Source organism: Desulfobulbus rhabdoformis (assembly GCF_016919065.1).
Classification (GTDB): domain Bacteria; phylum Desulfobacterota; class Desulfobulbia; order Desulfobulbales; family Desulfobulbaceae; genus Desulfobulbus; species Desulfobulbus rhabdoformis.
Genome location: NZ_JAFFQA010000024.1, coordinates 38,136 through 64,041, shown reverse-complemented (window position 1 = coordinate 64,041; position 25,906 = coordinate 38,136). Strand labels below are relative to the sequence as shown.

26 protein-coding genes are annotated in these 25,906 nt (G+C 48.4%); 20 read left to right on the top strand and 6 right to left on the bottom strand.

Going from position 1 to position 25,906, the window contains the following annotated elements:
- Window positions 1–68: 68 nt before the first annotated feature.
- The 14 genes from JWJ90_RS13570 (at window position 69) to JWJ90_RS13505 (ending at window position 15,670) form a co-directional block, all read left to right on the top strand.
- Window positions 69–713: a phage tail tube protein gene (locus JWJ90_RS13570; protein ID WP_205227772.1), complete on the top strand. Its 645-nt coding sequence runs from the start codon at window positions 69–71 to the stop codon at window positions 711–713.
- Between the two features lie 68 nt (window positions 714–781).
- On the top strand, window positions 782–1,093 hold the full coding sequence (locus tag JWJ90_RS13565; RefSeq protein WP_205227771.1) for a phage tail assembly chaperone: 312 nt from the start codon (window positions 782–784) through the stop codon (window positions 1,091–1,093).
- Window positions 1,094–1,113: 20 nt separating this feature from the next.
- Window positions 1,114–1,434: a DUF1799 domain-containing protein gene (locus JWJ90_RS13560; protein WP_205227770.1), complete on the top strand. Its 321-nt coding sequence runs from the start codon at window positions 1,114–1,116 to the stop codon at window positions 1,432–1,434.
- A gap of 9 nt (window positions 1,435–1,443) precedes the next feature.
- Window positions 1,444–1,857 carry an HK97 gp10 family phage protein gene (locus tag JWJ90_RS13555; protein WP_205227769.1) on the top strand — a complete coding sequence of 138 codons (414 nt, stop codon included), beginning with the start codon at window positions 1,444–1,446 and terminating at the stop codon, window positions 1,855–1,857.
- Between the two features lie 3 nt (window positions 1,858–1,860).
- Window positions 1,861–7,272, top strand: a complete 5,412-nt coding sequence (locus JWJ90_RS13550; protein ID WP_205227768.1) for a hypothetical protein — start codon at window positions 1,861–1,863, stop codon at window positions 7,270–7,272.
- Window positions 7,272–7,661 (top strand): hypothetical protein, encoded by a 390-nt coding sequence (locus JWJ90_RS13545; protein ID WP_205227767.1) that lies wholly within the window; start codon window positions 7,272–7,274, stop codon window positions 7,659–7,661. Before JWJ90_RS13550 ends, JWJ90_RS13545 begins: the two co-directional genes overlap by 1 nt.
- The gene (locus tag JWJ90_RS13540) at window positions 7,662–9,014 is read left to right on the top strand and encodes an RCC1 domain-containing protein (protein ID WP_205227766.1); all 1,353 of its coding nucleotides are present in this window, start codon (window positions 7,662–7,664) and stop codon (window positions 9,012–9,014) included. It begins immediately after the preceding gene.
- A 1-nt stretch (window position 9,015) separates the two neighbouring features.
- On the top strand, window positions 9,016–9,663 hold the full coding sequence (locus JWJ90_RS13535; protein WP_205227765.1) for a hypothetical protein: 648 nt from the start codon (window positions 9,016–9,018) through the stop codon (window positions 9,661–9,663).
- Window positions 9,664–10,155, top strand: coding sequence for a DUF1833 family protein (locus JWJ90_RS13530; protein ID WP_205227764.1), 492 nt, complete (start codon window positions 9,664–9,666; stop codon window positions 10,153–10,155). It abuts the gene before it with no gap.
- The gene (locus JWJ90_RS13525) at window positions 10,155–10,550 is read left to right on the top strand and encodes a hypothetical protein (RefSeq protein ID WP_205227763.1); all 396 of its coding nucleotides are present in this window, start codon (window positions 10,155–10,157) and stop codon (window positions 10,548–10,550) included. The genes JWJ90_RS13530 and JWJ90_RS13525 overlap by 1 nt, the downstream gene beginning before the upstream one ends.
- On the top strand, window positions 10,541–13,960 hold the full coding sequence (locus JWJ90_RS13520; RefSeq protein ID WP_205227762.1) for a host specificity factor TipJ family phage tail protein: 3,420 nt from the start codon (window positions 10,541–10,543) through the stop codon (window positions 13,958–13,960). The genes JWJ90_RS13525 and JWJ90_RS13520 overlap by 10 nt, the downstream gene beginning before the upstream one ends.
- 376 nt (window positions 13,961–14,336) lie before the next feature.
- Window positions 14,337–14,588, top strand: coding sequence for a hypothetical protein (locus tag JWJ90_RS13515; protein ID WP_205227761.1), 252 nt, complete (start codon window positions 14,337–14,339; stop codon window positions 14,586–14,588).
- On the top strand, window positions 14,589–15,101 hold the full coding sequence (locus JWJ90_RS13510) for a coiled-coil domain-containing protein (RefSeq protein WP_205227760.1): 513 nt from the start codon (window positions 14,589–14,591) through the stop codon (window positions 15,099–15,101). It begins immediately after the preceding gene.
- On the top strand, window positions 15,098–15,670 hold the full coding sequence (locus JWJ90_RS13505; protein ID WP_205227759.1) for a glycoside hydrolase family 108 protein: 573 nt from the start codon (window positions 15,098–15,100) through the stop codon (window positions 15,668–15,670). Before JWJ90_RS13510 ends, JWJ90_RS13505 begins: the two co-directional genes overlap by 4 nt.
- Before the next feature lie 2 nt (window positions 15,671–15,672).
- Here JWJ90_RS13505 and JWJ90_RS13500 read toward each other — a convergent pair whose 3' ends face one another.
- Complete coding sequence (locus JWJ90_RS13500) at window positions 15,673–15,996, bottom strand: hypothetical protein (RefSeq protein ID WP_205227758.1); 324 nt, start codon at window positions 15,994–15,996, stop codon at window positions 15,673–15,675.
- Window positions 15,997–16,359: 363 nt separating this feature from the next.
- Between JWJ90_RS13500 and JWJ90_RS13495 the strand changes: the two genes are divergently transcribed.
- The 6 genes from JWJ90_RS13495 to JWJ90_RS13470 all read left to right on the top strand — a co-directional run bounded on the left by JWJ90_RS13495 (window position 16,360) and on the right by JWJ90_RS13470 (window position 21,610).
- Window positions 16,360–16,923 (top strand): hypothetical protein, encoded by a 564-nt coding sequence (locus JWJ90_RS13495; protein ID WP_205227757.1) that lies wholly within the window; start codon window positions 16,360–16,362, stop codon window positions 16,921–16,923.
- Window positions 16,924–17,509: 586 nt separating this feature from the next.
- Window positions 17,510–18,016: a hypothetical protein gene (locus tag JWJ90_RS13490; RefSeq protein ID WP_205227756.1), complete on the top strand. Its 507-nt coding sequence runs from the start codon at window positions 17,510–17,512 to the stop codon at window positions 18,014–18,016.
- A gap of 81 nt (window positions 18,017–18,097) precedes the next feature.
- Window positions 18,098–18,889, top strand: a complete 792-nt coding sequence (locus JWJ90_RS13485) for an AbiU2 domain-containing protein (protein ID WP_205227755.1) — start codon at window positions 18,098–18,100, stop codon at window positions 18,887–18,889.
- Window positions 18,890–19,282: 393 nt separating this feature from the next.
- The gene (locus JWJ90_RS13480; RefSeq protein WP_205227754.1) at window positions 19,283–19,570 is read left to right on the top strand and encodes a hypothetical protein; all 288 of its coding nucleotides are present in this window, start codon (window positions 19,283–19,285) and stop codon (window positions 19,568–19,570) included.
- A 276-nt stretch (window positions 19,571–19,846) separates the two neighbouring features.
- Window positions 19,847–20,896 (top strand): hypothetical protein, encoded by a 1,050-nt coding sequence (locus tag JWJ90_RS13475; RefSeq protein ID WP_205227753.1) that lies wholly within the window; start codon window positions 19,847–19,849, stop codon window positions 20,894–20,896.
- Between the two features lie 120 nt (window positions 20,897–21,016).
- Complete coding sequence (locus JWJ90_RS13470; protein WP_205227752.1) at window positions 21,017–21,610, top strand: PEP-CTERM sorting domain-containing protein; 594 nt, start codon at window positions 21,017–21,019, stop codon at window positions 21,608–21,610.
- 394 nt (window positions 21,611–22,004) lie between these two features.
- On the opposite strand, the gene JWJ90_RS13465 is transcribed toward JWJ90_RS13470, so the two are convergent.
- From JWJ90_RS13465 to JWJ90_RS13445, 5 genes are all read right to left on the bottom strand, one after another.
- Window positions 22,005–23,078 (bottom strand): tyrosine-type recombinase/integrase, encoded by a 1,074-nt coding sequence (locus JWJ90_RS13465; RefSeq protein ID WP_205227751.1) that lies wholly within the window; start codon window positions 23,076–23,078, stop codon window positions 22,005–22,007.
- A gap of 174 nt (window positions 23,079–23,252) precedes the next feature.
- Entirely contained in the window at window positions 23,253–23,420 is a 168-nt protein-coding gene (locus tag JWJ90_RS13460; protein ID WP_205227750.1) for a hypothetical protein, read from the bottom strand.
- Window positions 23,417–23,668, bottom strand: a complete 252-nt coding sequence (locus JWJ90_RS13455; protein WP_205227749.1) for a hypothetical protein — start codon at window positions 23,666–23,668, stop codon at window positions 23,417–23,419. Before JWJ90_RS13455 ends, JWJ90_RS13460 begins: the two co-directional genes overlap by 4 nt.
- Window positions 23,669–23,703: 35 nt before the next feature.
- Window positions 23,704–23,991, bottom strand: coding sequence for a hypothetical protein (locus tag JWJ90_RS13450; RefSeq protein ID WP_205227748.1), 288 nt, complete (start codon window positions 23,989–23,991; stop codon window positions 23,704–23,706).
- A gap of 282 nt (window positions 23,992–24,273) precedes the next feature.
- Window positions 24,274–25,755, bottom strand: a complete 1,482-nt coding sequence (locus JWJ90_RS13445) for a hypothetical protein (protein WP_205227747.1) — start codon at window positions 25,753–25,755, stop codon at window positions 24,274–24,276.
- Window positions 25,756–25,906: the final 151 nt, after the last annotated feature.

The window sequence follows — 25,906 nt, the reverse complement described above, 5'->3', positions numbered from 1 at the left end:
GGACCGTCGTGAGACAGGGCCGGAAACAATCTTATTCACCGTCGTGATGACGGAGAGGACAGAAGAAAATGGCAACCCCCACAGTATGGAAGAATGTGGCGGTGCGGATGCAATCGGCAATTGCCGCAAGTGTTACCGTTACCGCTATCTCTAAAGCAAGCCCCGCTGTTGTCAGCGCGGCAGGACACGGCTTTTCGGCCGGCGACATTGTCTATCTTGAGTGTGTCGGTATGCACCAACTCAATGAAAAAGTAGCCCGTGTCGCAAACCCCGCAACCGACACTTTTGAACTTGAAGGTGTCGATTCAACACTTTTTGACGATTTTTCCAGCGGCACCGTGCAAAGGGCCACCTTGGGAACCTCGATTGTCACCGCAACCACCATCAACTCTTCTGGTGGTGAGTTCGATTTCATCGACACAACCACCATCCATGACAACGCGAAAAAGCAGATGCCTGGTCTACCTTCGGCTATCAGTTTCGAGTTCGACCACATCTGGGATGCCTCAGACCCCGGCTTACTGGCAATGAAGTCCGCTTCTGATGTTCAGGGCAAGCGTGTGTTTGAGTTCCAATTCGGCACCGGTGGCAAGAAAGTGTATTTCGCCGGATATGTCGGCTGCTCCATGCTTCCTGGTGGGCAGGCGCAGGGGTTGGTAACTACAAAAGCTGTCATCACCATGAACGGCACGCCGACCTATTACGCATCGTAAGGTTTCGCCGGTGGCTGTTTCCCCGAGGCAGTCGCCGGTTTTTTCGGGATCGGGAGGGAATTTGATCAATGTTCAAAATTAATCCAGGGCCAACATTCACTACTGAGGTTTCCCTTTCTGTTCCCGGGAAAACCGAACCTGAAAAAATCACCGTCACTTTTAAGAGTAAAGACCGGGCGGAACTTGAGGAGTTTGGCAAGGCAATCAAGAAAAAGCCTATACTCGATTCTGTTTTTGAAATCGTGGAAGGGTGGAGCGGTGTGGACGTTGAGTTCTCCAAAGAGAATTTAGAGAAACTTCTCGCAAATTACATCCCCTCTGGCAATGAGATTATCACCGCGTATCACAGAGAAGTTTACGAGAGTCGAGTAAAAAATTAAGGGCTGTCGCTGCTCGGCTGGTGGGCAGCGACAGTAGAGAAACCCCTGAACAGGCAAGCATTCGCCTTGGCCTTCCCCTCGATCTTGTGATGGAGGCTGAGGGGTTTCAAGATACCGGCGATGAGGTTTGGCCAGATAATGCTTTGGTGGTTCAAGTTTTTGTTTCAATGATGACACAGTGGCGTGTGGGGCCAGGTGGAGTGGTTGGATTGGATTATGGGGTTCTACCTATAATTGAGGAGCGGCGCGGCGTGCCTCGCGAGGAGCGTTCTTTTGTCTTTGACGGGCTTCGAGTTATGGAGGCGTCAGCCTTGGAAGAACTCAGAAAAAGTGAGGGTTAAATGGCGTCAATGAAAACTGCGTCAGTGTCCTTGGTTGACTGGGACGCCGGGATCGCTGCTCAACTGGCCCAGAATACAGAGGTGATTGACGCTTTGCTAAGCGATGTGGCTGACGTTATCCGGGACGACGCTAAAGCCACAAGCGCGTTTATTGATCGCACTCATAACCTGCGCAAGTCTATTGGCAAGCGTCGGTCGAAGTTTATCAACGGTGGGTACATCGTTAAAGCGACTGGTCGAAATCGTGGCACCGGGGCAACCAGGGCGCGAGGGTTTCATGCTTTTTTAGTCGAGTTTGGTCATGTGAAGGTGCTGTGGGGTAAACGCACAAGCGAGCACGTCCCTCCGCATCCTTTCATGCGCCCCGCTGTTGAGCGTGGCCGTTTGTACGCAACGAAGAGAATCAACGAGTTGAGGAAATAGCGAATGAGTGGCACCGGTAAACTCCCCGGTATTTACGTTGAGATTAAGGGCGACTATAGCGAGTTACAGCAAAAGCTGAAGCAGGCTAAAGCTTTTGCCACTGACCAAGCGACCGGGATCTCTAACGCGCTGAACAATGCACTGTCGCCTACTGTTGTGCGTAATAGCCTTGATCGTTTGGTTAAGCAGTTCTCTAGCCTTCAACAGGCTCGCGGGGTCGCTTCTTCAACCTTTAAAAGCGTCGGGGTGGACCTCGGGGAACTTCGAAAAATCACCGGTCTCACCGAAAAGCAGCTTGAAAGGTTGCAAAGTCGCCTGCTTCAAACAAAGGTTTCTGGAGCTCAGGAAAACGCTCTCAAACGTATTGCCACCTCCGCTGGCCTCGCTCGTGATGAAATCAAAGAGCTTGGGCAGCAGTTCGGTCTCTCTGAAGCCCAAATCGAGAAAGTGGCCTATTCGGTCCATGGCGCAGAAAAAAAAGTCCGGACCTTGGCTGAGGCTATTCGCTCGATCCCACCCCTCCAACGCTACATCTCTCTACCAGAGGCGGCTACTAGCTCGCTCGATGCCAAAATGTTTTCTGGCGTTGATCAATTTGCCAAGGAGTTGGTCAGCATTACTGGAGCCTCGCAAGCTGCTCACCAGAGCTTTGAGGTTATTGAGCGCGATCTTGATGAGCTGTCGCTGAAAACTGGGTTAACAGTCTCTCAGCTCCAGGAGCTTAAATCAAAGGCAGCGTCGGTTGCCGCAGAGAAGACCCAGGAGCAAGCTTTAAAGGCGGTTGCGGTGGCCGCAGGGTTAACTCGTGAAGAGATCGGGACTCTCGGTAAAACTATGGGGGTTCAGGCTGAAGGTGTTGAGCGGGTGGCTGATGCTCTTCATGGAGCTGAGGTCAAAGCGCTGTCTTTTGCCGATAGAATCGCAGCTCTGCCCAAAATCAAGCTCCATACCGAGATGGTTCAACCTGCAGCATTCGGGTTTGAGCAGGGGTTACAGGGTGAAGCCTCTCAGTTTGCAGGCAATCTAATCGCTGTCTCTGATGCTGCGAATGTTGCCAGGAACTCTTTTGCTTTAACTGAGGCAGAGCTAGAGACCCTGCGCTCGAAAGCAGGGCTGACATCTGAGCAGTTCATCCAGCTCAAGGACCGAATCAGTACGTCTGTGGCCGATACAGCCCAGGTCAATGCCTTCAAGGCCCTAGCTCAGGGCGCGGAAATGTCTCGCCAGGAGATTAAAGAGTTCGGCCAAGAGATGGGGCTTTCGGTTGAACAAATTGACAAGGTGGCAACAGCTCTCCATGGCGCTGAGGACAGGGCCACAGCGTTTGCCAAGCGTGTGGCTAATCTTCCCAAGTTCGACACCTACGTGGACCCCATTGCCCCAGCTGAGGTGAGTTTGAGTAGGGGGATGCAGGGTGGTGAACAGGGCTTGGTTCGCAACCTCGTCGCTATTGCTGGAGCCTCTGACGCGGCAAAAGCTTCTTTCGCTTTAACCAAGGAGGAATTGACAGAGCTTGGCTCTCGCGTGGGGCTCACAGCGAATGAGCTAGATGCCCTGCAGGGGCGAATTGCTTCAATTGCCAGTGAAAAGGTCCGTTTCGACTCGTTTAAAACCTTAGCCGACACAGCCGGTTTAGCCAGAGAAGAAGTTGTCGCCCTGGCTAAACAGATGGGGTTCTCTAACGAGCGCGCCGAGCAGGCCGCGGTGGCCATTCATGGGGCTGAAGCTGTCGTTAAGTCGTATGCGGACCAGATCCGTAATTTACCCAATATCCCTACATTGACAAATCTCTCAGGTGGGGCACAAGGACAGCTTTTCCAGGGGTACTCTGGCCAGTACGCGACCATGGCTGAAGATCTCACCGCTCTCAGGAGTGCAGAGCGGTTAGCTGGGAAAGCCGCTGATGCTTTTGCGAATGATCTTGATGAGTTGGCAAAGCATATCGATTTTACCGATGACGAGATGCGTCAACTCCAAGCTCGGATGTCGAAAACATCAATGGTCCGAACTCAGGAGAATGCACTTAAACGTTTGGCGACTCAACTTGAGCTGACCGAGCGGGAGATGCGTCAACTGGGTAAGGACTTTGACTTGCCTATTGAAAGCATTGAACGGGCCGCTGATTCGCTCTATCGAGTGGCTGACACTGGCAAGAAGAAAATGGATCTGTTCAGCGGTTCCATTGCCATGGCTGCCGGTAAATTTCTTTTGTTGGAGCAGGCTGCCTATTCCGCTCAACGTATTGTCAATGCCACAGTTTTTGACTTCAACGCCACGGTTGAGACCGCCACACTTGGCATCTCTGCCGCCTTTTTGAACAACGGTCAGTATATCGACGATATCACCGGCAAGGTCTTAACTGGAGAGCAGGCCATGGTTGCAGCCATGGACGACGCTGACGATGTTATTCAGCGGCTCAGGGCTTCCAACCTTGAGACCATCGCTACGCTCGATCAACTGATTAAAGCGTACCAGGAAGCTGCGCCGGTTGCCCTGACCAAGGGGTTTAATAAGGATCAGGTTGAGCAATTCACGGTCGCCATGATGCAGGCTGCAGGGGCGGTTGATACCACGGGCATGCTAATTGGGCAGATGGGCGAGGAAATGCGCTCATTGCTGAATGGCGGCATCAACCCAAAGAATACTCGAATCGCCACAGCTCTCGGCATCACGAACAAGGATATCAAGCAATTTGAAGGGGACGTACAAGGACTTTTTGATTTTTTAATGTCTAAGCTGTCGGCGTATCAAGCGTTTGGAGCTCGCCTGCAAAAGACCTGGACCGGCGTTGCCTCGAATACCGTTGACGTACTTAAACAGTTGTCCGCTCAAACGACTGAGCCGCTTTTCGAGGCTATTCGGGATGGTCTCTATGATTGGCAACAGGGGATCGCTTCTATCAACGAGGAGACTCGCGAGCTTGAGTGGAACGCCGAGTACATGGCGGGTGTGGAGGCGGTTCAGGATAAAATTGAAGGGTTTATTGAATTTATTCGACAGAACAAGGACGTACTGGGGGCAATGTTTGAACTGACTCTTGAGCAGGCGTCTGGCACCCTTAATGTCTTAACCCAAGTGTTAGGCATTGTCGGCAACATTGCGACCACGGCGAGAAATGCCGCTCAGGAGATTAAAGACCTTATAGGTATAACTGGCGATTTACCGGTCCCTACAGACCTACCCGGGGCTATTGGCCTCGGGTTGGAGCATTTGAACGAGGCCCTGTCCGGCATCAACGAAGAGTGGGGAGATAAAACTTTTACCGTGACCTTCGAGGGGTTGAGGGATGGCTCTTTCGAAATGGACTACCTCTCAGAGAAGTTAAAGCGACTGAAGCTTGAGCTTAAAACCTCAAAGAACTCTGTCGCGAAATTGTTAACTAGTGCTCGTGATGCCAGCGAGATTGAAGCTGATATAGAAGATACGAAAAAGCGCCAAAAAGAGCTGGCGGCAGAAATGTCGGATGATCGATCGAGTCAGTTGAAAGAGTTGAGGCAGCAGTACAAGGATCTGCAACAGGAACTCGTTTACTCGCAAGACGAGGTGATGAGCCAGGTGGCGATTGGCATTCGTGACCCTGAGACCGTCAAGACTGATATTGCCGAGGTGAAACAGCAGATTATCGACCTTGGCGGAGAACTCAAGAATCTTGATGAGATTCAGAGTGGTTCCGCCACCTATAAACCAAATAAAAAAGAGGTGGTCGATGAGGAGTGGATCAAGGGGCACGAGGAGCTAGTTAAGTATCTCCGTACAGAGGAGCAACAACTAGAGGCTCTTTACGAGAAGAGGAAAAAGTTCGCTTCCTCCCCCGCTGAGAAGGAGCTTCTGGATGCCAAGTACAAAGAGGAATTGGCGTTGCTCAGGGTTAAGGCGCAGCGTAAAGCCAGTACAGCGGCTACAAAGGCTGAACGTGCAGGGCTCAAGCGTTTAAGTGCCGAGATCCGTAACTACACCAATGATGCCCGTGCCGCAGCTAAGGTTGGTGAAGAGTGGACTCAGTCAGCGCAGAAGTCTGTTCAATCCATGCAGCGGCTCAACGATCAGGTAGCCGAAGCCGGGATGGGTGAGTTTGGCCAGATCGTCTATAGCATGGCTCGGGATATCCAAGAGGGTGGGGCGGAGATCGATGCGTTTAACGCACGTTTGGGTGAAGCGAAATCCGAATTAGAAGCGACCCGCGCAGCTTACGAGCAAACTGGTCAGAAAATTATCGAACTCCGTGGGCGGCTGGCTAAAAACAAGGGGCAGGGAGAGGCAGAGGGGGGTGGTTTCACGGTTGAAGATGCCAACAAGCTACAAAGCCTCATTTCTCAGTATGAACGCTTAGGGTCCGTTTTAGGAGACCAGGCGGAGGTTTACCGTCAACTCGCGGAGATTAAAGCGAATAGCCGCGTGACCACCAGCGACCAGTACGAGGAGGATCGGGCAGCTCAGGCCAAATACGACGCCTTGCTCGTGGCTTACAACGAGATCGGCCTGGTTTCGGAAGAGACTTTTCGGTTGATGATTGCTCACGAGGAGGCTGAAAAGTTCAACTTTATTCAGGCTACCCAGGATAAAGAGTTGGCTCATCGGTTGTTCACCCAGCGAGTTATAGCCCTGGAAAAAGAGCGAGCCGAGAAGGTAGCCGAGGATAAGTTCAACAAGACCGGAGATGCGACCGGGCTCGTCGAGGTGGGGTGGAGCAGTGCGAAGGATGACACTCAGGAAGAATTAATCGATTTTTACAAAGACGCCCTTCCTGACGCCTTGGACGAGTCCGCCGATGCGATGAGCCAGCTTTTCCGCGACGTCGCCCAGGGAAACGCCAGTTTGTCTGAATCTTGGGAAGCGTTGGGCGATACGATCAGCGACGTGGTGTTCGATATCCTCCAAGACATGACCAAAATGTACCTCAAAATGGTCATGATGAGTGCTATACAGTCAATGTTCAGCGGATCAGGTGCTGGTTTGTTTGGTGGTGGACAGACAAAAGTGCAATACGGCGTGACCGGTGGGCAGACCTTGGGAAGCTTTCATGGTGGCGGAACCATAGGTACGGATTCGCCGACCTTTTACCGGACAATACCGACACCTGATCTCTCCAAGGTACCAAAGCACCACACTGGTCTTATGAGTGATGAGTTCCTAAGTATCCTTAAAAATGGTGAATCGGTTTTAACTGAGGGGCAAATGGCGGCAATTGGCAAGGGGCTACAGGCTAACGGGAGTAGTGGCAAATCTCCTCAAGTTAACATGACAGTTGTTGAAGCCCCTGGCGTGAAGGCTGAGACTGAAACCCGGACCAACAACGACGGCTCTCTCGACGTGATGGTGAAAATGGTCGAAAGCAAGATCAGTGATCGCATGGGGCGTGGGCAGGGCCTCCACAAGACCATGGGTAGCCTGTACGGCGCACGGAGGAAATTCTGATGGAGGTATGGCCGAGCACGTTGCCACAGGCACCGCATATTGATTACAGCGGCCAGCAGTTAAATGGCTTATTGGACCCGGAAGAGCGGGTGAATCCCATGCGTACCCGCACCTATCCGGAGTACACTAGGCAGTTTACGTTCAAGGGGTTGACCACTACTCAATTTCAGACGTTTAGGGCGTGGTGGGATGAGACGCTGAATCAATGTGCCCCGTTTACTGCCCCATGGCTGGAAGCGGTAGGGCTTGCTCATCATTTCCTTCGGTTTAACGAAGAGTCACCGTGGACAGCGACTATGGATGGTTATGGGCTCGATCTAACGATCACCGTTGAGGTCATTGCCACCGTGGCAGATAGCGCCCTGTATTGGGTTGAGGACGAGGATTAAATGGCGGTTACCTGGCCTTTAACATTACCGGCACCCCTCCGGACAAACCTGACAATCACTCCGGTCCCTGACGTTAGAGCGCGTACCCTGCAATCAGGGCGCAAAGAACTGCGGAGGTGGGGATCAGGCGGCGGCGACACCTTGACCTGTGTGTTCCGTTTGCTCCACAACCACCTCACGCACGGCGATCAAGTAGCGAGCTTTGAAAATCTTTGGGATCGGGAGTTGAATTTTGGGCTCAACTGGATCGACGCAGATTGGCTACCGTTGCTTGGCTACAACGACCACTATTGCCGGATTACCGGCTACTCCCCGGTGCAGGGCAAGGGCATCATCTACACCGATTATTCTGTGACCTTTGCTATTCAAAAATCGGCAAAGACATGGCCCGATACCTTGTGGCCAATTGAGGGGCCTGGAGGGAGCGGGAGCGGTGACACTGGGCAGGAGGGGTTGGTGGTTGGTTTTGGAACAGCCGCCACTACTATCTACGGGGTTTCCAATGTCCCTTCCGAGCTATACGCGACGAAAGTGGAAATATCCCCTGACGGTAAGTTCGGTTGTGCCCTTAGAGCCAATGGGACTTTATCGATGTGGGGAAGCTCGGAAACCACTGTAAATACTTATTTCCCGGGCTGGGATTCCCTCAGTGGTATCGCTGATTTTGCCTTGACAAACGGTCCCTTGATCTATGTGACAACTTCCGGGACTGTAGGAGTTTTAGGGTTATACATGGGGCAAGTGGGGGCACCGCCTATTGTTTCTAACGCTGTGTCAGTATGTGGTGAACGGTTTAATCTCTCAAATACTTGTTATTGGGCGATTGTCTTTCTGGAGGATGGCAATTGGGAGTTTTGGGGGAACCATAATTATACAACTCGGAATATGGGTAGCAACTTCCCGCTCTCAACCGGTAGCGCCGGTAGGATGTGGGGAGCTTTTGTTGACACTAATGGGAACGTGGGGGTCGCTGGGGCAACAAGCATGACAACAAGCCCCACTCCGGCAGAACTTGCGGCCATATCAGGGGCGGTTTGCGCTGTCGCGGGGCAAAACTGGTACGCCGCTTATAAAAGCGACGGAACTTGGGCGGAGAACACGACCTTTGTAACCCTTTTTGGGGACAAGCCTGCAGGCTTGGTCCCTACCGATTTAATGATGGCTGGGGCAAACGCGTATATGTGCGCACTGCATACGGACGGCACCCCGGTTGCGTGGGCCGGATCGTCTTACGCAACCGGGCTTGCTAATTTTGAAGCGAATATTCCAGAGGATCTGAAATTGCATCAAATGAGCGCGTCGGGTTACAGCACTTCAGTTTTAGCGGCAGTAGGCATCCAGAGGGAGGATTAAAATGTCAGAATACACACAAACAGGATGGGCGCAACTCAACCCCGACACATTGCAGATGGCAAGTAAGGTCTACCCCACTTTACCAAGCCGCTGGACGACTCCAGAAGGAGCGACGATTAACAACTTTTCCAGTCTCCCAACAGTCGCCCTGAAAGCTCTTAATTGGGTACCGGTGATGCGAGCTGTTATCGAGGACGCAGAGGCGTACAAGTACGCTTTGGTGACCTATGACAAGGGCAATGAATACTTCGTTTACGAGGCAGTTGCCCGTGATTCAACCGTGCTTTTGATCTCCTGCAAAGCAGCTATAGACCAAGCGGCAAGCGCCACCTGCGCCAGGCACCTATCTCAGGGGAACAGCCAGGATCTCCGCTATGCAGAAAAGGCTTCCGAAATCAAAGCCTACCTCCTCGACGATGATCCGGACGAGGCTGACTACCCGGTAATGGCTGCTGAAGCTGCCGGTTGTGGCGTTACCCTGGCTGAGAAAGCCACAGAGATTGCCTTGATACGTGAGACATGGGTTACCCTCTGTGCAAATGTCGAAGCTGCGCGAATAGGTGGGAAAAAGGCCTGCGCGGCCTGTGCCGATGCGGAGTCCATGATTGCTGCCCGTAACGCGGCTATCGTTACCCTAGAGGCTCTATAAATGCCGACTCCGATGGATTTCACCGACGCCTATGCCGAGGCTGTCACGGTGGCGGAGGATAGCGTCACTCATTACGACTGCCTCACCTTTGCCAGCTCTCTGGATGTTGGCACAGTCATGGTGGTGCATTCGAATGAAAATCTTGAGACGCCTCAAGGGACGTACACGGCTTGTCCTTTTGAGTTCCAGCCTCCTGAAACAGAGGGTGAGATCGTTGGACAGATGAAAATCACCGTGAATTTCTTGCCCAAGGCTGCCCGTATTTGGTTAATGCAGCAGAGTCGGGCTGGCGCACAGCTTTCTGTCACATGGAGACAGTATCTTGAGGCTGGTATTGATCCGGATTTTGAGTGCCGAGTGCCGTTTTATATCACAACGGTAGAACGCAAGCCTGGCGGGGTAGTGGTAACTGCGACCTTACCGGATTTAGTAAACACGCCCTTTTGCCGTCGTTTAATGCTGTCTACTGAACTTCCGGGCATGGTGCTGTGATGCAAAATTTTTGGTTTGATAAATACAAAGGACGTTCGTGGGAAGAAAAAGGGGATTGTTTTGGTTGGTTTAAATATTGGCGAAAGAATCATTTTAACGATGAAATGGCCTCTATCCCTGTAGATCATGGCCGACTTGTCTTGAGCGCCACGCGAATTTTGACCGGTGACGTTACCGGGGTTTTTGGATGGGAGCAAACCGACACACCCAAGGAGGGGGATGCCGTCTTTTTGTCCCAACGAAAGCACCCCCACCATGTCGGCATGGTGGTTTTTCCGGGTGGTCGAATGCATATACTGCATGCTCTGGAGAGTATAGGGGTTGTCCTTTCCGACAATCTAAATCTGATTACAAACGGATGGGAAAATAAGGGGTTCTGGACACCGTGCAAGTAACTCATTGCTTTAACCCCCTCTCCACGGATCATGATATTATAACCTTACCCGATCCGGGGGAAGACTTGAGCCCCTATAAAATCATTGCGGTCAATGCCTTAGTGTTTTCCCGGCCCGTCATTTGTGTGGTTAATGGGGATATATGGGGGCGCAAGGATTGGGATTGCCCTGTGCCTGTGGGCGGGGTGGTCCGCTTTATTGAATTCCCGCGTGGAAGGGGTAGCAACCCCTTAAAAATAATAGGGGCAATCGCAATCGCGGTCCTTTCTTACTACACTGCTGGTTTAGCCGGCGCTGCATACGGTCCCGCTTGGGGTGCGGCGGCGGGTGCGGCGGTCGGTGTGGTGGGGAGCATACTGCTCTCCACCTTGTTTCCTGTCGATTTTGGCACCTCAGATTTACAGAATGCCGACACCGTGTATTCCGTCAGCGGGTCCAATAAGCTGCGGGTTGGGGAGCCCTATGCCGAACGGTTTGGGCGTCGGCCGTTTTACCCCGACCTTGCGCAGATGAGTTACGCCCGGTACGAGGAGAATGAGCAGTATTTATACGTTTTGATGATCTTGGGGATAGGTGAGTTTGAAGATATCAACATCTATATCGACAAGACGCCACTTGGGGATTACTCCGACACCGAGTCCAACGTAATTGCCCCTGGTGAGTTACCCACCATTGTCACGGATGTTTGTTATCCGTCAATGGAGGTGGGGGGGCAAGAGCTTGATACGGATTGGGTCACGTATGTTGTAAATCCTTCGGGGACCGGAGTTTATATCATTGAATATGATATTGCTTTTACTGGAGGTTTGATCAGGTACACAGACGAAGGTAAGCGCCAGTCTCGCTCTGTTACCGTAGAGACTGAAGTTCGTACAATAGACGAACACGGGGAAGGGGTGTCTGAGTGGACGACTTTTCATTCCAGGAAGTACAAAGCCACCAGCAAAGACCCTTTGTTCTATACCAATAAAATCGGGGCTCCTCTTGGTAACGATCGGTACGAGTTTAGAATCCGACGCACAGGAAAGGAAAGCAGTAGCGCTCAAATAGTTGAAAGGTGCTCTGTCGCCGGTCTGCGCGGGTTTGCTGGATTACACCCTGCAGTGGATGGCGTAACCATGCTTGAGTGCAAGATAAAAGCGACCAAGCAGTTAAATGGTGAGGTTTCAAGTAAGATCGGGGTTCGTGCAACCCGGATGCTTTACCCTGTAACGGCCACAGGTTTTGGGGCTGTAAAGGAGGGTACACGCTCTGTCGCTGATGCTGTTGCCTATATAGTAACAGCGGATAACGGCGGCAAGCAGGATGACTCGATTCTGGTTTGGGAAGAAATGTACGCCCTTAAAACCCTTTTTGAATCAGAGGGGTTTTTCTTCGATTGGGGGTTCACCAGTCGGAGTTCTGTTATGGATGCCGCCGCTAAAGCTGCCCGGTGTGCCATGGCTGTGCCGTACACCCCAGGAGGGTTGTTTTGTCTTGTTGCTGATCGTGTCCAGGCTTCAACCACGCTTACCTTTACCGGCGCGACAGCGATTGATAAAGGCTCCCTTTCCATCACCCACTCATTTCACACGCCCGACTCCCCGGACCATGTACTCGTCACATATACCGATCCTGTGACCTGGCAGCCCACCACTGTGACTTGTGTAACAGTAGGGGGAGGGAATGAAACACCTTATGAAATCACGCTTGATGGCTGCACAGACAGAGAGCAAGCGTACAAGGTAGGTATGCGTGCCTGGAAAGAGCTGCTACTGACGACCACAGGTGTGACGTGGACCACTGGCTTGATGGGACACCTGCCGACTCTTTTCTCTTGGGTGAATGTTGGTGAGGAAACCGTCGATTTTGGACAGACCGGGGTGATAGTTTCGTCTGAAGCTGGCTATATTTGGTTTTCTGAACCTGTCGATTTCCAGGGGCAGGCTGAGGGGTGGTTAATGGTCCAGCTCCCGGACGGTACAGGTGGGGGGCCGTACACGGTCCACCCAACAAACTATGCTCATTGTGTAGCTGGGGCCATCCCTGGCTTGCGGACGTTAAAAGATGACGCGCACAAAGCGACTCCGTATGTTTTTGGGCCAGTGTCGGAGGACATTCACGTAGTTAGAATCACCAGTATTGCACCGGGAGGCAGAGATAAGATTGAATTGGGTGGCGAGGTAGTCAATGTGGAGGTTTATGACCTTTCTGACGCTCCGCCAACGCCTGGTAGCCCAATTGTTGCTGGTGACCCGCTTATCTCTGTCGATGTGGCGTATGAGGGGCTTGACGATGACGGGTTCACTCGGCACCTACTGCTCACCTGGAGCGGATCGGCAGACACGTTTTTAGTGGAGGTTGACGATGGCAGTGGGTACGCCACCGTGGAGGACAATTATTCGGGTTTTTCCCTCTCTCATGACATTGTCACCACTTCGGCAACGGTAAGAGTTACGCCGTACCAGAGTGACGGCACGACACTTGATACGGATCATCAATTGACTGCCTCTTACACGAGGGTTCCCCCGCCTACCGGCCTAACCTATACCATAGATGAAAGCGAGGACAAGGTAACTCTCACCTGGAATGAGGTTGCCAATGCCAAGTACTACCAAGTAGGGCTGTATGTAGGGGATGAAGAGCGAATCAGCGTCATAGCGGAGAGCACTGAGTACTCAACATACATTTATGCTATGAATAACATGGGAGCGTATTATGGCTGCACGGTGCGAGTCACAGCTTTTGTTGGCGCTATTGAGTCTGACCCGACCTCGGTTAATATAAACCTGCATGGCGCATTGGCCGCACCTGTAGTTGAAATAGACACTACAGCGGCGGGTGTTGTTTACCTTCATTGGGAGGGGATCAATGCGGGGACATATTACAGGCCGGTGATCGGCTGGACATACAGGGTTGTGAATTACCATGTTTACGTGGGGAGCTATGCCGGGTTTGATCCACTTACCGAAGGGACATTGCTTTATTCGACCACGTCTATTGAAGTGACTCACCGGCCTGACGTTACCATTCCCTTTGCTCATTATTACAAGGTGGCGGCGTCTATCTCCACATACCCTAACCCGACCTACTTAAATTTTAGCAACACGGTGGTTTTCGCAGTGAGCGATGGAACCGCACCAGCGGCACCAAGTGCTCCAGTGTTGCAACTGACCTTGGCCTCTGCGGTTATGATTAACTGGAGTGGGGTGTCAGGCGCGTCGGGGTACAAGGTTTACGTGGGTGCAACTGTTGATTTTAATCCTGAAACAGAAGGCGCAGAGGTGTACAGCGGAAGCAATGCGTACGCTACTATCTCTTTAGATCTCACCTCACCGTACGCCTACTATGTCAAAGTCGCTTCGTTCGACGCCTATTTCTCGGATGTCGGGGATATCAATTTTAGCAGCAGTTTGGAGATTTCAGGATGACAGCTCCAAAGACACGATCGACCCCCGCCTTAGCCCCTGGCGCAGTAATAAGGGGTGTTGATTTTGCCAGTGAGCCGGTAGCAAATCCTCCAGAGTGGGCTACCACGCTCGTGCGGATCATAAAAAAGGGCGGGGAGGAGATAGAGGTTGGCGGGGTTCGGTACCTCCTGTGTCCTGGCGATAAGCCACGCCAAATGAACGACCCATGCCATTGGTGTGCGGCGCGAGTGAATGACCGGCTTTGCAGCGTGATTTGCTCGTATTGTGAAAACGGGAAAGTCTTTCAAAGAAAACTCTCAAACAAGGTTGCCAAAGGCCCTTTTTTTTGACATTATATTTCCATAATAGGAAACTTTTTATAAAAACGAGGTGAAGCTTGTTTAAGAAAATTGATTTAGCAGCGGCTAGCAAGTTGGTCAAGTGCGCGGCGGCTGGCGGGGTTGCGGCCGGGATTGGGGGGGATGCAGAAGCCCTCAACGGAGTGTTGACCACGGGCGGTGCAGTGTTATACGCCATGCTTTCTTTCATTGAAGCTGTGCAGAAAATCCGGGGGAGAAAAGCTGGTGAAAAAATAGGTCGCTTTAAAAGGGCTATTCAGCTTTTTTCCAGTGCCTTGGGGAAGAAGTAAATGCAGGATGGCGGAGATTTTAAAACATGGCACGCCATTGCTGCAGCCCTGTTGGGGCTCCTCAGTGGCACGGCTGGCGGGGCGTGGTCTGCGCGTGGTCTGCTAGAATCTCTCCGCAAGAAGGATATTCAACTCGACGGCCGGATCGATGCGACAAACAGGGAAATCGATGCGGCTAATGCAGGGATCAAGAGCAACCAGGCTGACATTGAGCAGGTCCAGGAAGACCTGAAAGAGGCACCCAGAGAAGCCCGGAGAGACATGGAAGATATGCTTGATCGAGCAATCGGGCGCATAGCCCTGCAGCGTGCAGGGGAAATGGAAGAAGTGAGAACGAATTTGGCGGTACTCACCGCTTTGTCGCAAGAGACGAGAGCCGTCGTTCGCGACCTCAGTGAGGGACAAAAACGACTTGAAGGGATAGCTGGTGCGGTTAAGGAGCTTGGGCATCATGTTGACAGCCTACAAGCCTTGATAGTCCCGACTGGTAAACAAAACGAGGAGACAAGATGAGCACGCCTCAGTCTATTGAAGAAATTGTAAATGGGATCATTGATCGAGAAGGCGAAGAGTATACGAACGATCCGGATGATTCAGGGAAAGGGACAAAGTGCGGCATCACCGAAAAAACGGCTAGGCTGTACGGGTACAAGGGGCACATGCGTGACTTCACACGCAGCATGGCTAGAATTATTTATCGTGATTGGTATTGGAACGCTCCTGGTTTTGCACATATAAATCCTATCTTCCCAGATCTCGCGGTGAGGATGGCTGATTTTGGTGTTTTGGCCGGTGTGGGCACCTCTGGGAAATTCCTGCAGCGGTGTTTGAACGTGCTTAACAACCGTGAGAAACTGTACAAGGATATCGGGGTTGACGGGCTTATCGGTCGCCGAGAGACGATCCCGGCACTGAAGGCCTTCTTGGAGGAGCGTTCTGGGCAGGACGGAAGGAAGGTTCTCTTGGGAATGGTTACATCTCTCCAGTCCGTGTATCTAATCGAGCTTGCTGAGCGCCGAGAGAAAGACGAGAAGTTTGAGTTTGGTTGGCAACACAACCGAGCTATTGGTGCAATTCTTTAAGATCACGGAAGGAATGAGCGCCAGTCTTTCAGGCACTCTTTGTACCAACGGTTTCCATATTCAGTTATAATTCTTTCCTGTAAATCATGCCCTATAACGGCCGGCTCCTCATAGGCGTCGGCCGCAATCTTCCTCAGCCGAGGGTTAGTTGCTTTTAGCGTAGACATCATCATCGACATGGGGACACCTTCCTGACGCCACTCCATGTGCTTCCTGGCGTACAAATCAACACCTGAGCAAAATTTCATAAGCCCCTGTTCAGAGGCGTTAGCCTGCCAGGGGATAAAGAGGGCTAGAGTGGCCACCATGGCTGTTTTAAATTTCATAGGAATTCCTTATAAAGTTTCAAGCTTGAAAAATTAATACACCCCCTTTAAAACAAAATCTATGATTTTTTTATTCGGCAGTTTTTTACCGGTAGCTGTAGCGGCTTGTGCATCTACTTCATTGGATCAGTAAACGTAGCTCAGGACTTACAATAAACGCGAATGAGTGTGGCTAAAAAATTTGCTGTAGCTGTAACCTTAAAACCAAAAATGAATCAGAATGTGATGGTCAAGAGGGATTAAAAAAAGTAGGTATAAATTGGAACAATGTTGACCGTTCTAGTAACCGCGAGGACGAGAAGACCTATACAATCGGGAAAAGCGTCGCATCTAGAAAAATTCCACTTAGAAAGGGAACGCGATATGGCTACAGGAAGAGGCACAAAGCTGACAGGCTCTATTGGAGAGTTTTTGGTATCTGCTGAGCTCTGCCGTAGGGGGCTCCTTGCTACACCTTTTTCCGGAAACGTGCCTCACTATGACATCATTGCCTCAGATGAGTTTGGGGGGCATATGGTAATACAAGTTAAAGCCATCAATAAGATAAACTGGCAGTTTAACGCTCGCAAGTTTGTAGAAATAGCAATGGATGGTGACCGTCAAATTTTGGGCACCCCTGTCGAGGAGCCATGCCCTTGTCTTTATTGTGTTTTCGTCGCTCTCGGTGAGAGCTGTGCTGAAGATAGGTATTTCGTATTTTCGTGGGAAGAACTTAGGTCATTGATTATTGATCATTATCGAGAATACCTGGAAAAGCACGGCGGAGTAAGACCAAAGGCGCCCGCGTCCACACATTGCTCGGTCAGCATTGCGGAACTCGAAAGTTTCGAAAATCAATGGGAGCATTTGTTAATAGCCATCCGAAGTAGCAGGCTACTCAATAAGCGTACACGCAAAATACCGGCTGATAAACCTGGTGAAGTATAGCGCTGAAGCTACATGGCTCCTATCTGAGGTGACTTTCACTTGATTGAGGCGCAGAGGTCAGGATCAAAAGCAGCGAAGTTAACAAGAATTGGAAATATGGAGACTCCGAGAATCAGAGATTTACTGCTATGGTACAATCAGCATAACAGGCTCCGGTATCGTGAGAAAAAATTTGGGTAATATGATTTTTGGTAATGTTACCCGGATAAACGGGCACGCGGTCTTGTTTTAGTCAGCAAGATATATGTTCGATTTTTTAAATATATTTCACATAAAAGGAAGGCTGGCCACACCGAGAACGTCCGTTGAGGGTACCCCGATCAGTCTTCCGGATAATAACTTGTTCAGCCAGAATTTATCCGCTAACTATTTAAAAATAGGGAAAAATATGCTGCAAGCTACGCCGTGAGCGGCTGGATAGCAAGTTTGCTGATACAGACCGCTCACGGCGTAGCTGGGAATGACCTGTTCCCGCATTTTTTACTTATCAAGACGCTGCAAACTCAGCAGAACGAACAAGGATAGATTGTGTGAGTGAGGCACGAACGAACCACAATCTATCCTTATTCGTTAGGATTTACTTGAAATGACCGTTCCCAATATCACGCAAAGCGAGCAGAGGTTGTATCAGCGATTAATTGTTTGGCGGCAAGATTTTAGGGATGCAAATTATTTTGCTAACTTCTTGCTAAGAAAAGGGTGGCACTTTGATCCTTGGGATAAAAAAATCCGATGGACTACTTATATGCAGCAGGCTGCATATACCACAGCTCTGATTACCTCATATTGTAGACCTTTTATTGCTACACGAAGCGGTGCTATATTACCAAGGAACCTCAGGCCTTACGATGCCGTTGAACGTGAATTGCATAACAAGATGAGATCACTACGAAATACTGTATATGCTCATTCGGATGTTGAGCTAAGGGAAGTCCGTGAGTTTAGTGTCAATGGTTACGCTACAGCTATAGAACGAGTTCCTAGTCTAAAGCTGACTCGTGGAGAAACGGAACTGACTCTTTCGATGATCGAGAAGACATCGAAGGCTATCGACAGTAAACTTCAAGACTTGATCAAAAGAGTAGAAAATTGAATCTTAACAGATCGTTACAGTGGACAAGCCGCTGAATGTGGCATTCTTTTAAAGAAAATTCAGATACAAGCGAATCGATAAATGACAATCATTAATGTTATTCTCTTATTCTTTATTGTTGGAGCATTAATCCTATGGAAATCAGGCAAAATTTACGTGAAGTTTGATTTCTCTAGAAAAAATACAGAAGATACAAAATATTTCGAAATAGATGAATTGTTGAAAGAAGTCGATAAAGAAATAACAATCGCTGCACAAGCTTTCTTTGCATGGAAGTCAATCCATATCGTTGCAGCAAGTGATGAGAATATTAAAAAATCAATTAATACCAATGCATTAAGCTGGAATATTTACCTGCATTCATTACAAGTTACCTTCTTTATAGCTATGGGAAGAATTTTCGATGTTAATCCTAAATCATGCTCAATTCACCTTCTTTTCAGGCAGTGTAAAGATAGTATAGAAAAATTTAACAAGTCAAGTTTGGAACAGAGAAAAATCGATGAAGCAGGAGGAACTAGACCTGACTATTTAGATACATTTCTTCAGACTGTATATGAGCCTAAACACGTAGATTTCAATAAGCTAAAGAAAAACGTTTCAAGAGTTCAAAAATGTTACGAGGAGAACTTTCGTCCCATTAGGCATAAAGTTTTCGCTCACAATGATTCTGACTATATTGCTAAACCAGGTGATCTTTTTGCTAATGCAACAATAGATGATGCCGAAGATATTCTCAATACACTCTATAAGGTTGAAAGAGTAATATGGGATCTCTATACAAATGGAAAAGAAATGAACTTTGGCTATTGGGAGCTAAAAGAAGAGGGATATATTTTTAACGATACAGAATCATTGCTTAAAAAATTATAAATAAACATACCGGTTCACAACGCTCACTGCGTTCGCTCGGACTCGCTAAAATTCGCCGTTATGTCTTAAGAGGAAGCTCTGATGCCACCGTATAATATTGAGGCCATGAAAGCATCGCTCCACGATGCGCAGGTCGAAGTCCTTCGGAATATTAGAGGCCAATTTTCTCAATTCCTGAGAGAGCTGTCGGATGGCGAGATGACTACTGAAAGCTTATCGAGTAACCGCCTTGTAGATAGTCTCATAATAAATACACACGAAGATCTATCATCAATCTACGGGTCGCCTGGTCTATACATTATTTGCACGTCATTCCCAATGGCGGATAACGAGTGCACGTTTAGACTTATGGATGGGCTTCGCGCAATTTATCGAGGTGAATGCGCGACAGTAATGCGACGCTTAGAAAGTCATCTCTTCAATGAGCAGTATCGAAATAGCTACGAGAATAGGAAGACCGAAAAACTCGATGCTGGCGGCAAGTTCTCAGAGCCTTATTATGGTGCTTGCATCAAAATCGACCCAGGCGTCAGTGGAATCAACATTGACCAAGATGAATACGCTAATCATTCCTGGGCTGTTGTCGTGCTCAAAATGTTTGGAAGCTCATCCCCTTTGAGAAAACAAGCGGAACTTGCATTTGACGATTTATTTGGAAAACCTGCAGCCAGCCGAGAATGAGAAATAAATTGGGGACAGACCATGGTTTATGCTGAATCAATATATATCCTGTTAGGTGCAACTTATTGGAAGAATGTTGACCGCCGCAGGCCATTTGACGGAATAAGTGGTCACTTGTTTTTATCGTGCATCCTGATAACATTCATAAGGACAGCGTAAAGATGCAGAATCAGCCTATTTTGCCTTAATTTTTAGCTTTTTCGCAAAAAACACGGATGGATTTCACTTATTTTTCGAGATGATAGTGCATCCAGATAATAATATAGTTATGCCTAAATGAACTATTTACTATTACAATTACCTGCTGAGTTCGAAGAAATTGTTGCGAAAATTAGAAAACAAGATTGGATTTTATCTAATTTCCCTGCAACAGATGAAGAATTATACAATCCAGCACAATATGTATACAACACTGAGTTGCATGGTTATAAATACATAATTGTATTAGATAGAAATATTTTTAGATTTATCATTTCAGCTTCAAAAAAAGAAAATCCAAACGAAAAGCACCGAGCAGCCATCGCATTAATATATTTCTGCCAGGCTTCCAATATAGATTTCGAGCCCAATTTAGCTGTATATGAAAAATTGCTACCGTATAGATGCAATACCAGAAGTGCTATCAATGATTTAATCCAATTTTACAAAACAGATAGCGCACCGAGTGAATCCCTGTTGAAATATGCCTTATCAGAATCAAATGTAATTGATATTTTTAATGAAACTCAGTGGGATACTGATAAGCTGCACGATGACATGACAAAATATCAGTTTCTGAATGAATGGAGATCGCTTTATTTAATAGTATTAAAAATTGCACTATTTGATCATAAGTATAAGAAAAAAGTAGATAAAATTACTTATTTTATGGCATGGCTAGTTAAATATTTCAGATTGTCTTTGCCCTGTATTGTTTTCGCAACCATCTTGTTTAGCAGCAAAAGAATTCGAAATATGAATAAATTAAAGAAGAAAAGTAGTAATAGGGAGAAATTAAAGCAACTATACAATATGACATGGGATATATTTTTAGTTAATCAATATTTTCGCTTGCTTACCAAGGAAGACAATGATAATCAATTTCTAGTGGCGACAGATGACAAAATCGTAAAACTTGTTCTTCGATATGCACTTAGTGCTCAAAATGCAGGGGGGTTAAGTCATCTAAAATCATATCTAATCAACAGTGAACATTGCTTAATAGATATTATTGAGCAAGCTATCGATAATACAAAAGACAGAATATACAATACTGAATATTGGACCGATAGTTATAGAGACGAACTAATTGAATTAGCTGAGAATGAAGTGTTTTCGTTAAATTGACTCAATAAAAGGTATAGCCAGTCAATAAACCTGACCGGAAATAGCCGCGTTCTTAAAAGATGGGCTATACGTCGGCCAGCAGGTTATTTCACCGTTAAACATTAGAAATTTTGGGGAGTCATGCGAATAATTTTATTACCTGTTTTAATACTATCCTTTTTTTTCAGCGTTAACGCAAACGGGACCCTTATTGATCGTGGAAATGGCCTTATTTACTCAACTATTCTCGATATGACTTGGATTCAAGATCCTACTGTTTACGGTGAAATGACTTGGGATCAAGCTCAATCATGGGCTAACGATCTTTCTTACGCTGGGTACACTGACTGGAGGTTGCCAACAGCGTTTGTAGCAGATGGTCAATATGAAAAAAATAGCGAATTTGGAATACTTTACCACGATGAACTCGGAAACGACTGGCGGTTAAGTTGGTATGGACAAGCTTACGACCCAGGCCCGTTTACTCTTTCATATGCTTATTGGGGTGCTCACTCTTCATCAGATGTCTACTATAACGGTTTCTTCTTAGATGATGGGACATCGTTTGCCATTCCTAAGCAATTCATAAATTTCTCTTCTTCGGGGGTTTGGGCGGTAAGAAATGGCGATGTGGCTTCGGTACCTGAGCCATCTACTTTGATCCTTTTAGGAACTTCCGCGGTAATTATTTTAGGAGCGAAATGCCGCAACAGAGTTGCTGTGGTTAAGTCTTGAATTTTGCAGGGTGTTATGAGTCAAGATTTCTCCTGTAGGTCGTGACTGACGTAATTTGAGTCCAAATGTGTTTTGCTTGCAGGTCCGGGGGGGGGGGGATTCGCGAGCCGCTACAGGTAACTCATTTTGGGGAGTTCGCACTAATTATTGTTAATGTTTTGATGTATCGCAATCACTGTATTTTTCGAATAAAATAGCTCTTTGTTTTGTGGGCCGAACTGTGGGCCAAAGGTTGATACTTTTTGCGGCTTTTTAATTGTTTTTGAAGTTTAACGTGTTGTAATTGCGTGAACCCGGTAAAAAATAAACCTATGGCGACTGCCTCTCACGCCGGGAACAGGGGTTCGAGTCCCCTTGGGGTCACCAAGTAATTTCAGCTAGTTATCTAGTTTGATCATATACCGAGAGCTTGGTGATGTACTTTTGATGTACAAAATTTCTCGGAGTCATTCAAACCGGGTAGTGCCGCCAGCACTGCCCGGTTTTCTTTTTTCAGCCTATGGATATACCGTTGAGTGGTAGCCAGGCTGGTATGCCGAAGCATATGTTGAATTTCGACCAGTGATACATTTTCAGCTGCAAGGATCGAAGCAAATAAATGCCGGATACCATGAAATCCAAACGGTTTTACTCCCACCTTTTTGCATTCGCGTTTTAGCCAGTGTTGCCGATACTGGTAAGCAAGGTTGCACTGACTGAGAAATACCGGCTCATTTAAATCACAGTTTTTCTCTTTGTGACGCATGAGCCAGGAAACAAGGTCATCTTTGATGCTCATCCACTGAGAGCGCCATTCTCCAATCTTGTTTTTTCTCCAACTGAGCCGAATTCTTCTACGGAAAAAATCAACATCTGCCCAAACAAGCCGAAAAAGTTCATCCCGCCTAGCGCCAGTCTGCAGGTAGCAGTAGAGCATGAGTTTATCTTGGTCGTCTTCCAGGTTGTGAAAGACCTTCCAAAAATCCTCAAGGGTAGGGACGTATCGTTCCTGACGTGTGGAAGCAAATTTTTCCACCTTAGAAAAAGGGTTTACTTCCGGGAGATTAAGAAACTTCACCCCCCAGGTCCAAGCAGCAGACAGGTTTTTTCTATCCTTATTCGCTGCATTTCCAGAACGATTGATCGATTGTGCTTGTAGAGCCTTTTGAACCTGGTAAGCGGTTAATTGCTCGACAGATTCTTTAGGGTTAATTTCAGGACATGCGAAAAATAAACGGAATGCCCGCTTTTTTTCGTCAAAAGTTTTGTCAGTGTAATTCTGCTCTGCAAACCGAAGATATTCAGTAGCCCATTCAATCAAGAAGATTGTACGGATCTTTTGTGCAATCAGATCGGTTATTTTTTCGGACTCCCAGAGTAGGGCATCCTTTTTGGTAAGAAAACACTTCCTTTCTTTTTTCTTCCCTATGAATCGTTGACCCATCCAAGGGAATTTGTCCTTGTTTTTGTTCGGGTTTTTGTACGCCATGTTGCATTACCTCGTTACGCGGAAATCTCCAAGAACGTGGCCCCAAGCGCACCCCTCCAAGCCGTTCGAGACCATACCGCTGAAGAACTCGTTTCTCAACGCGGAAATACTCGCAAACTTCCTGTAAAGTCATCATTTCGGGGTACATTGTTCAGATATCCGTTTAAAATTTAACTAAAAGCCCGGCAAACGCTGTAGCCGATTATCAATGAGCTGCTTGTCTTCGCGAACAGCTGTTTTTAAGCGTTTTACCCTTTCGTTGATTTCAGACATGTACTCAACTCCGAGCGGGATATTGCCCATTAACCCACGCCGGGGAGTTTTAAAAATCTGAGCTTTCATGTTCCTTTTTCCACATCACCGTAACGTTGACAGGCACCTTGCCGGGTTAACCCAAGGGCTTGGCCGATATGTGCCCAGGAGCGGCCCGAAGATCGCTGCCCCTGGACAGCATGCTTAATTGCCTGATCGAATTCGGTTCGAAGCTGCACCATTTGGGCGAGTTCATGTTCGTCTGCATCAGCGACACGGCGACCGGCTGCTCGAATCATCCTGGAAAGCATCTTGAGCCATTCAGACGTTTCAACCATTGAGGCCTCCTTCGTGCCTGAATTGATGTAAACAGTTAGTTGACACTCTTCGGGCGCGAAACAACGGTTCTAGGTGAACGGGTACGCGCCTTTGCTTGCATGATTTTGACGATTCTGGTGGGAATTGCGGTCTTCGCGTTAAACTTGATAAGTTCGTTTGGTGTCGCCTTTCGAACTTGAATTCCACACAGATTCTCAAGTCTCTTTTTCTCTTTTTCAGCCTTGGCGCTTTCTTGAACAATTCCGATGCACCTACCATCGACGACGAAGGCATACAAAAACTTCTGACTCTGTTCCGGCCAGTATTTTACTTTCATCTGCATTGAGCTCCTTGGTTGTTCATCACGCAGATTGGGGGGCTTCGCATGCGCCCCCAACGAGCAAGCTTTTCCTTTCGAGTTGTTGAGTATGCCGCAGGGAAGAAAGAGAAAATCTCCAAGCATGCCCCTGTAGCGCGCTTAATCAATCGCTCAATACGTTGGCAGGTCAGTGGTTACGAATGCTCAGAGTATCGCTGAAAGGATTATCCGGCGCGCTCCGCCCCCTGGTTACCTGCTGCGCAGAACTACAGATAGCGCGAAAAAAGGTTGATCAAAGGAGAGGCACTATCCCGCGAGCGTTGCTCGAAATTCGTTTCGCTTGGTAATCATCTTGTCCACGAACTTCTTCTCATCCTTGAAAAAGCGGTGCAGATCCTCCTCAATCATCTCCTGGCAGAGGTAGACAATCTTATCGATATCGTTGGGCTCGATTTCGAATGAGGCGCAAACTGACATCAAGATTCCACGGGCCTGCTTGCGAAGCATTTCCGTGTCCCGATGCTTAACGGGGTGGGTTCGGACGTAACCGAACACTCCTGTCCAGACAACGGCCTGGACCTTCTGCCAGAACTCGGAAACTTTTGCTTTTGTCCGGTTGTGGTTTCGGTTGACCGGGTTTTCTGCATGACGGGTCCATTCGGATGTCAGGTAAGCCCAAAGACTCTTCAAAGCGTTGACTAGGTCAAAGACTGTATTGATTTGATTGCCTTCCCGGTCCGAGAATTCCCGCAGCTTTGGCCGTCGGAGCTGGTATTCGACACGGGTTACCGGTTGTTCGTCATAGGCCTTTAAGCCCCAAATCTCAGAAAAGATCTGTTGCTTGTGAGTGGCACGAGTACATTTCAATTCCCCCACCTTGTCGTAGATCCGGAGCATCAAGTTGCCTTTGCCGACACGAACACCGGAAAACTTGCGGTTCATATAATCCCGGTCAAACTCAAGAACGTCCGGGTCTGGCTCCGGATCGCGTTTCTGTACCACGAGGCCGTCATGGTCTCCTTCTTTACGGGCAAGAGCTATCCAGCGACTTTTGTCGTCAAGATCTGTGGTTTTGATATCAGTACCGATGAAGTCAGCGGCAAGATGAACCTCGGAAACAATCTCTTTCATGACCTCGCCACCGTGAAGGGCGAGAAAGGCTTTGATTTTGTTGAAGACGGAGTAAAACCCAGGCGACCAGCAGGAAAGAGAGCCGATTTCTACACGGCAGTTGGGTATTTTTTGGTCATGCGTCCGGCGATTGAAGAGCAAGGTGACGTCACCGGATTTAATCCGGTAGGTGTAATACCGGGTGCCGGTGCGGTAGAGGTTCCAGTCAAAGCCGTGTTCCTTGAAAACAGGGATACAATCAAGTTCCGTGTCCTGGACCTGCTTTTTCATGAAATCTAGGATCGGAAGTAAATCGCTATCCGTGCCGTCCCACTTGATATGCAAGGACACTTTCAAAAAATCGAGACACCGCACGGCCCTCATACCTGGCAACTCCGATACTACTGGCAAACCACTTGTTAATCGGGCTTGTGGACTGGAGCCGGTGGGCAGCTGGGGGGAAGTGCGAAGCTTGATCGGTGCTGAATCCTGATGAAGGAAGAGAGGATAAAAGAAATTCCAGCGGCCACTTTCTTCGGCCACCTCTTGGGTGTAATCAGGAAACGGGTCAAAGAAGGTCGGAACGCTGGCAAGATCGACTTCATTTCCTTGCGCAGCAGAACGAACCTTTTTAGAAAGTGGATCTTGGGAAAGCCTATGAGACGAGAAACGTTTCATTGTTTTTACCTATCAGAACTCGTTGAAATTATGCGAAAAAAAATTTGACACTAGGTAAAATTACCTATAGGATTCTTTTGGGTCCACTTCCCTGGACCTTCACATGCTGCCCCCACTATTGACCTCACAATAGTGGGGGCTTTTGTTTTCT

Coding starts and splice junctions, on each gene's coding strand:
- JWJ90_RS13545 (WP_205227767.1), top strand. CDS start 7,272: ATGGAGGTATGGCCGAGCACGTTGCCACAGGCACCGCATATTGATTAC.
- JWJ90_RS13450 (WP_205227748.1), bottom strand. CDS start 23,991: ATGCAGATGAAAGTAAAATACTGGCCGGAACAGAGTCAGAAGTTTTTG.
- JWJ90_RS13535 (WP_205227765.1), top strand. CDS start 9,016: ATGTCAGAATACACACAAACAGGATGGGCGCAACTCAACCCCGACACA.
- JWJ90_RS13445 (WP_205227747.1), bottom strand. CDS start 25,755: ATGAAACGTTTCTCGTCTCATAGGCTTTCCCAAGATCCACTTTCTAAA.
- JWJ90_RS13565 (WP_205227771.1), top strand. CDS start 782: ATGTTCAAAATTAATCCAGGGCCAACATTCACTACTGAGGTTTCCCTT.
- JWJ90_RS13500 (WP_205227758.1), bottom strand. CDS start 15,996: ATGAAATTTAAAACAGCCATGGTGGCCACTCTAGCCCTCTTTATCCCC.
- JWJ90_RS13455 (WP_205227749.1), bottom strand. CDS start 23,668: ATGGTTGAAACGTCTGAATGGCTCAAGATGCTTTCCAGGATGATTCGA.
- JWJ90_RS13570 (WP_205227772.1), top strand. CDS start 69: ATGGCAACCCCCACAGTATGGAAGAATGTGGCGGTGCGGATGCAATCG.
- JWJ90_RS13525 (WP_205227763.1), top strand. CDS start 10,155: ATGCAAAATTTTTGGTTTGATAAATACAAAGGACGTTCGTGGGAAGAA.
- JWJ90_RS13510 (WP_205227760.1), top strand. CDS start 14,589: ATGCAGGATGGCGGAGATTTTAAAACATGGCACGCCATTGCTGCAGCC.
- JWJ90_RS13495 (WP_205227757.1), top strand. CDS start 16,360: ATGGCTACAGGAAGAGGCACAAAGCTGACAGGCTCTATTGGAGAGTTT.
- JWJ90_RS13490 (WP_205227756.1), top strand. CDS start 17,510: ATGACCGTTCCCAATATCACGCAAAGCGAGCAGAGGTTGTATCAGCGA.
- JWJ90_RS13480 (WP_205227754.1), top strand. CDS start 19,283: ATGCGACGCTTAGAAAGTCATCTCTTCAATGAGCAGTATCGAAATAGC.
- JWJ90_RS13550 (WP_205227768.1), top strand. CDS start 1,861: ATGAGTGGCACCGGTAAACTCCCCGGTATTTACGTTGAGATTAAGGGC.
- JWJ90_RS13470 (WP_205227752.1), top strand. CDS start 21,017: ATGCGAATAATTTTATTACCTGTTTTAATACTATCCTTTTTTTTCAGC.
- JWJ90_RS13460 (WP_205227750.1), bottom strand. CDS start 23,420: ATGAAAGCTCAGATTTTTAAAACTCCCCGGCGTGGGTTAATGGGCAAT.
- JWJ90_RS13555 (WP_205227769.1), top strand. CDS start 1,444: ATGAAAACTGCGTCAGTGTCCTTGGTTGACTGGGACGCCGGGATCGCT.
- JWJ90_RS13485 (WP_205227755.1), top strand. CDS start 18,098: ATGACAATCATTAATGTTATTCTCTTATTCTTTATTGTTGGAGCATTA.
- JWJ90_RS13465 (WP_205227751.1), bottom strand. CDS start 23,078: ATGGCGTACAAAAACCCGAACAAAAACAAGGACAAATTCCCTTGGATG.
- JWJ90_RS13475 (WP_205227753.1), top strand. CDS start 19,847: ATGAACTATTTACTATTACAATTACCTGCTGAGTTCGAAGAAATTGTT.
- JWJ90_RS13505 (WP_205227759.1), top strand. CDS start 15,098: ATGAGCACGCCTCAGTCTATTGAAGAAATTGTAAATGGGATCATTGAT.
- JWJ90_RS13540 (WP_205227766.1), top strand. CDS start 7,662: ATGGCGGTTACCTGGCCTTTAACATTACCGGCACCCCTCCGGACAAAC.
- JWJ90_RS13530 (WP_205227764.1), top strand. CDS start 9,664: ATGCCGACTCCGATGGATTTCACCGACGCCTATGCCGAGGCTGTCACG.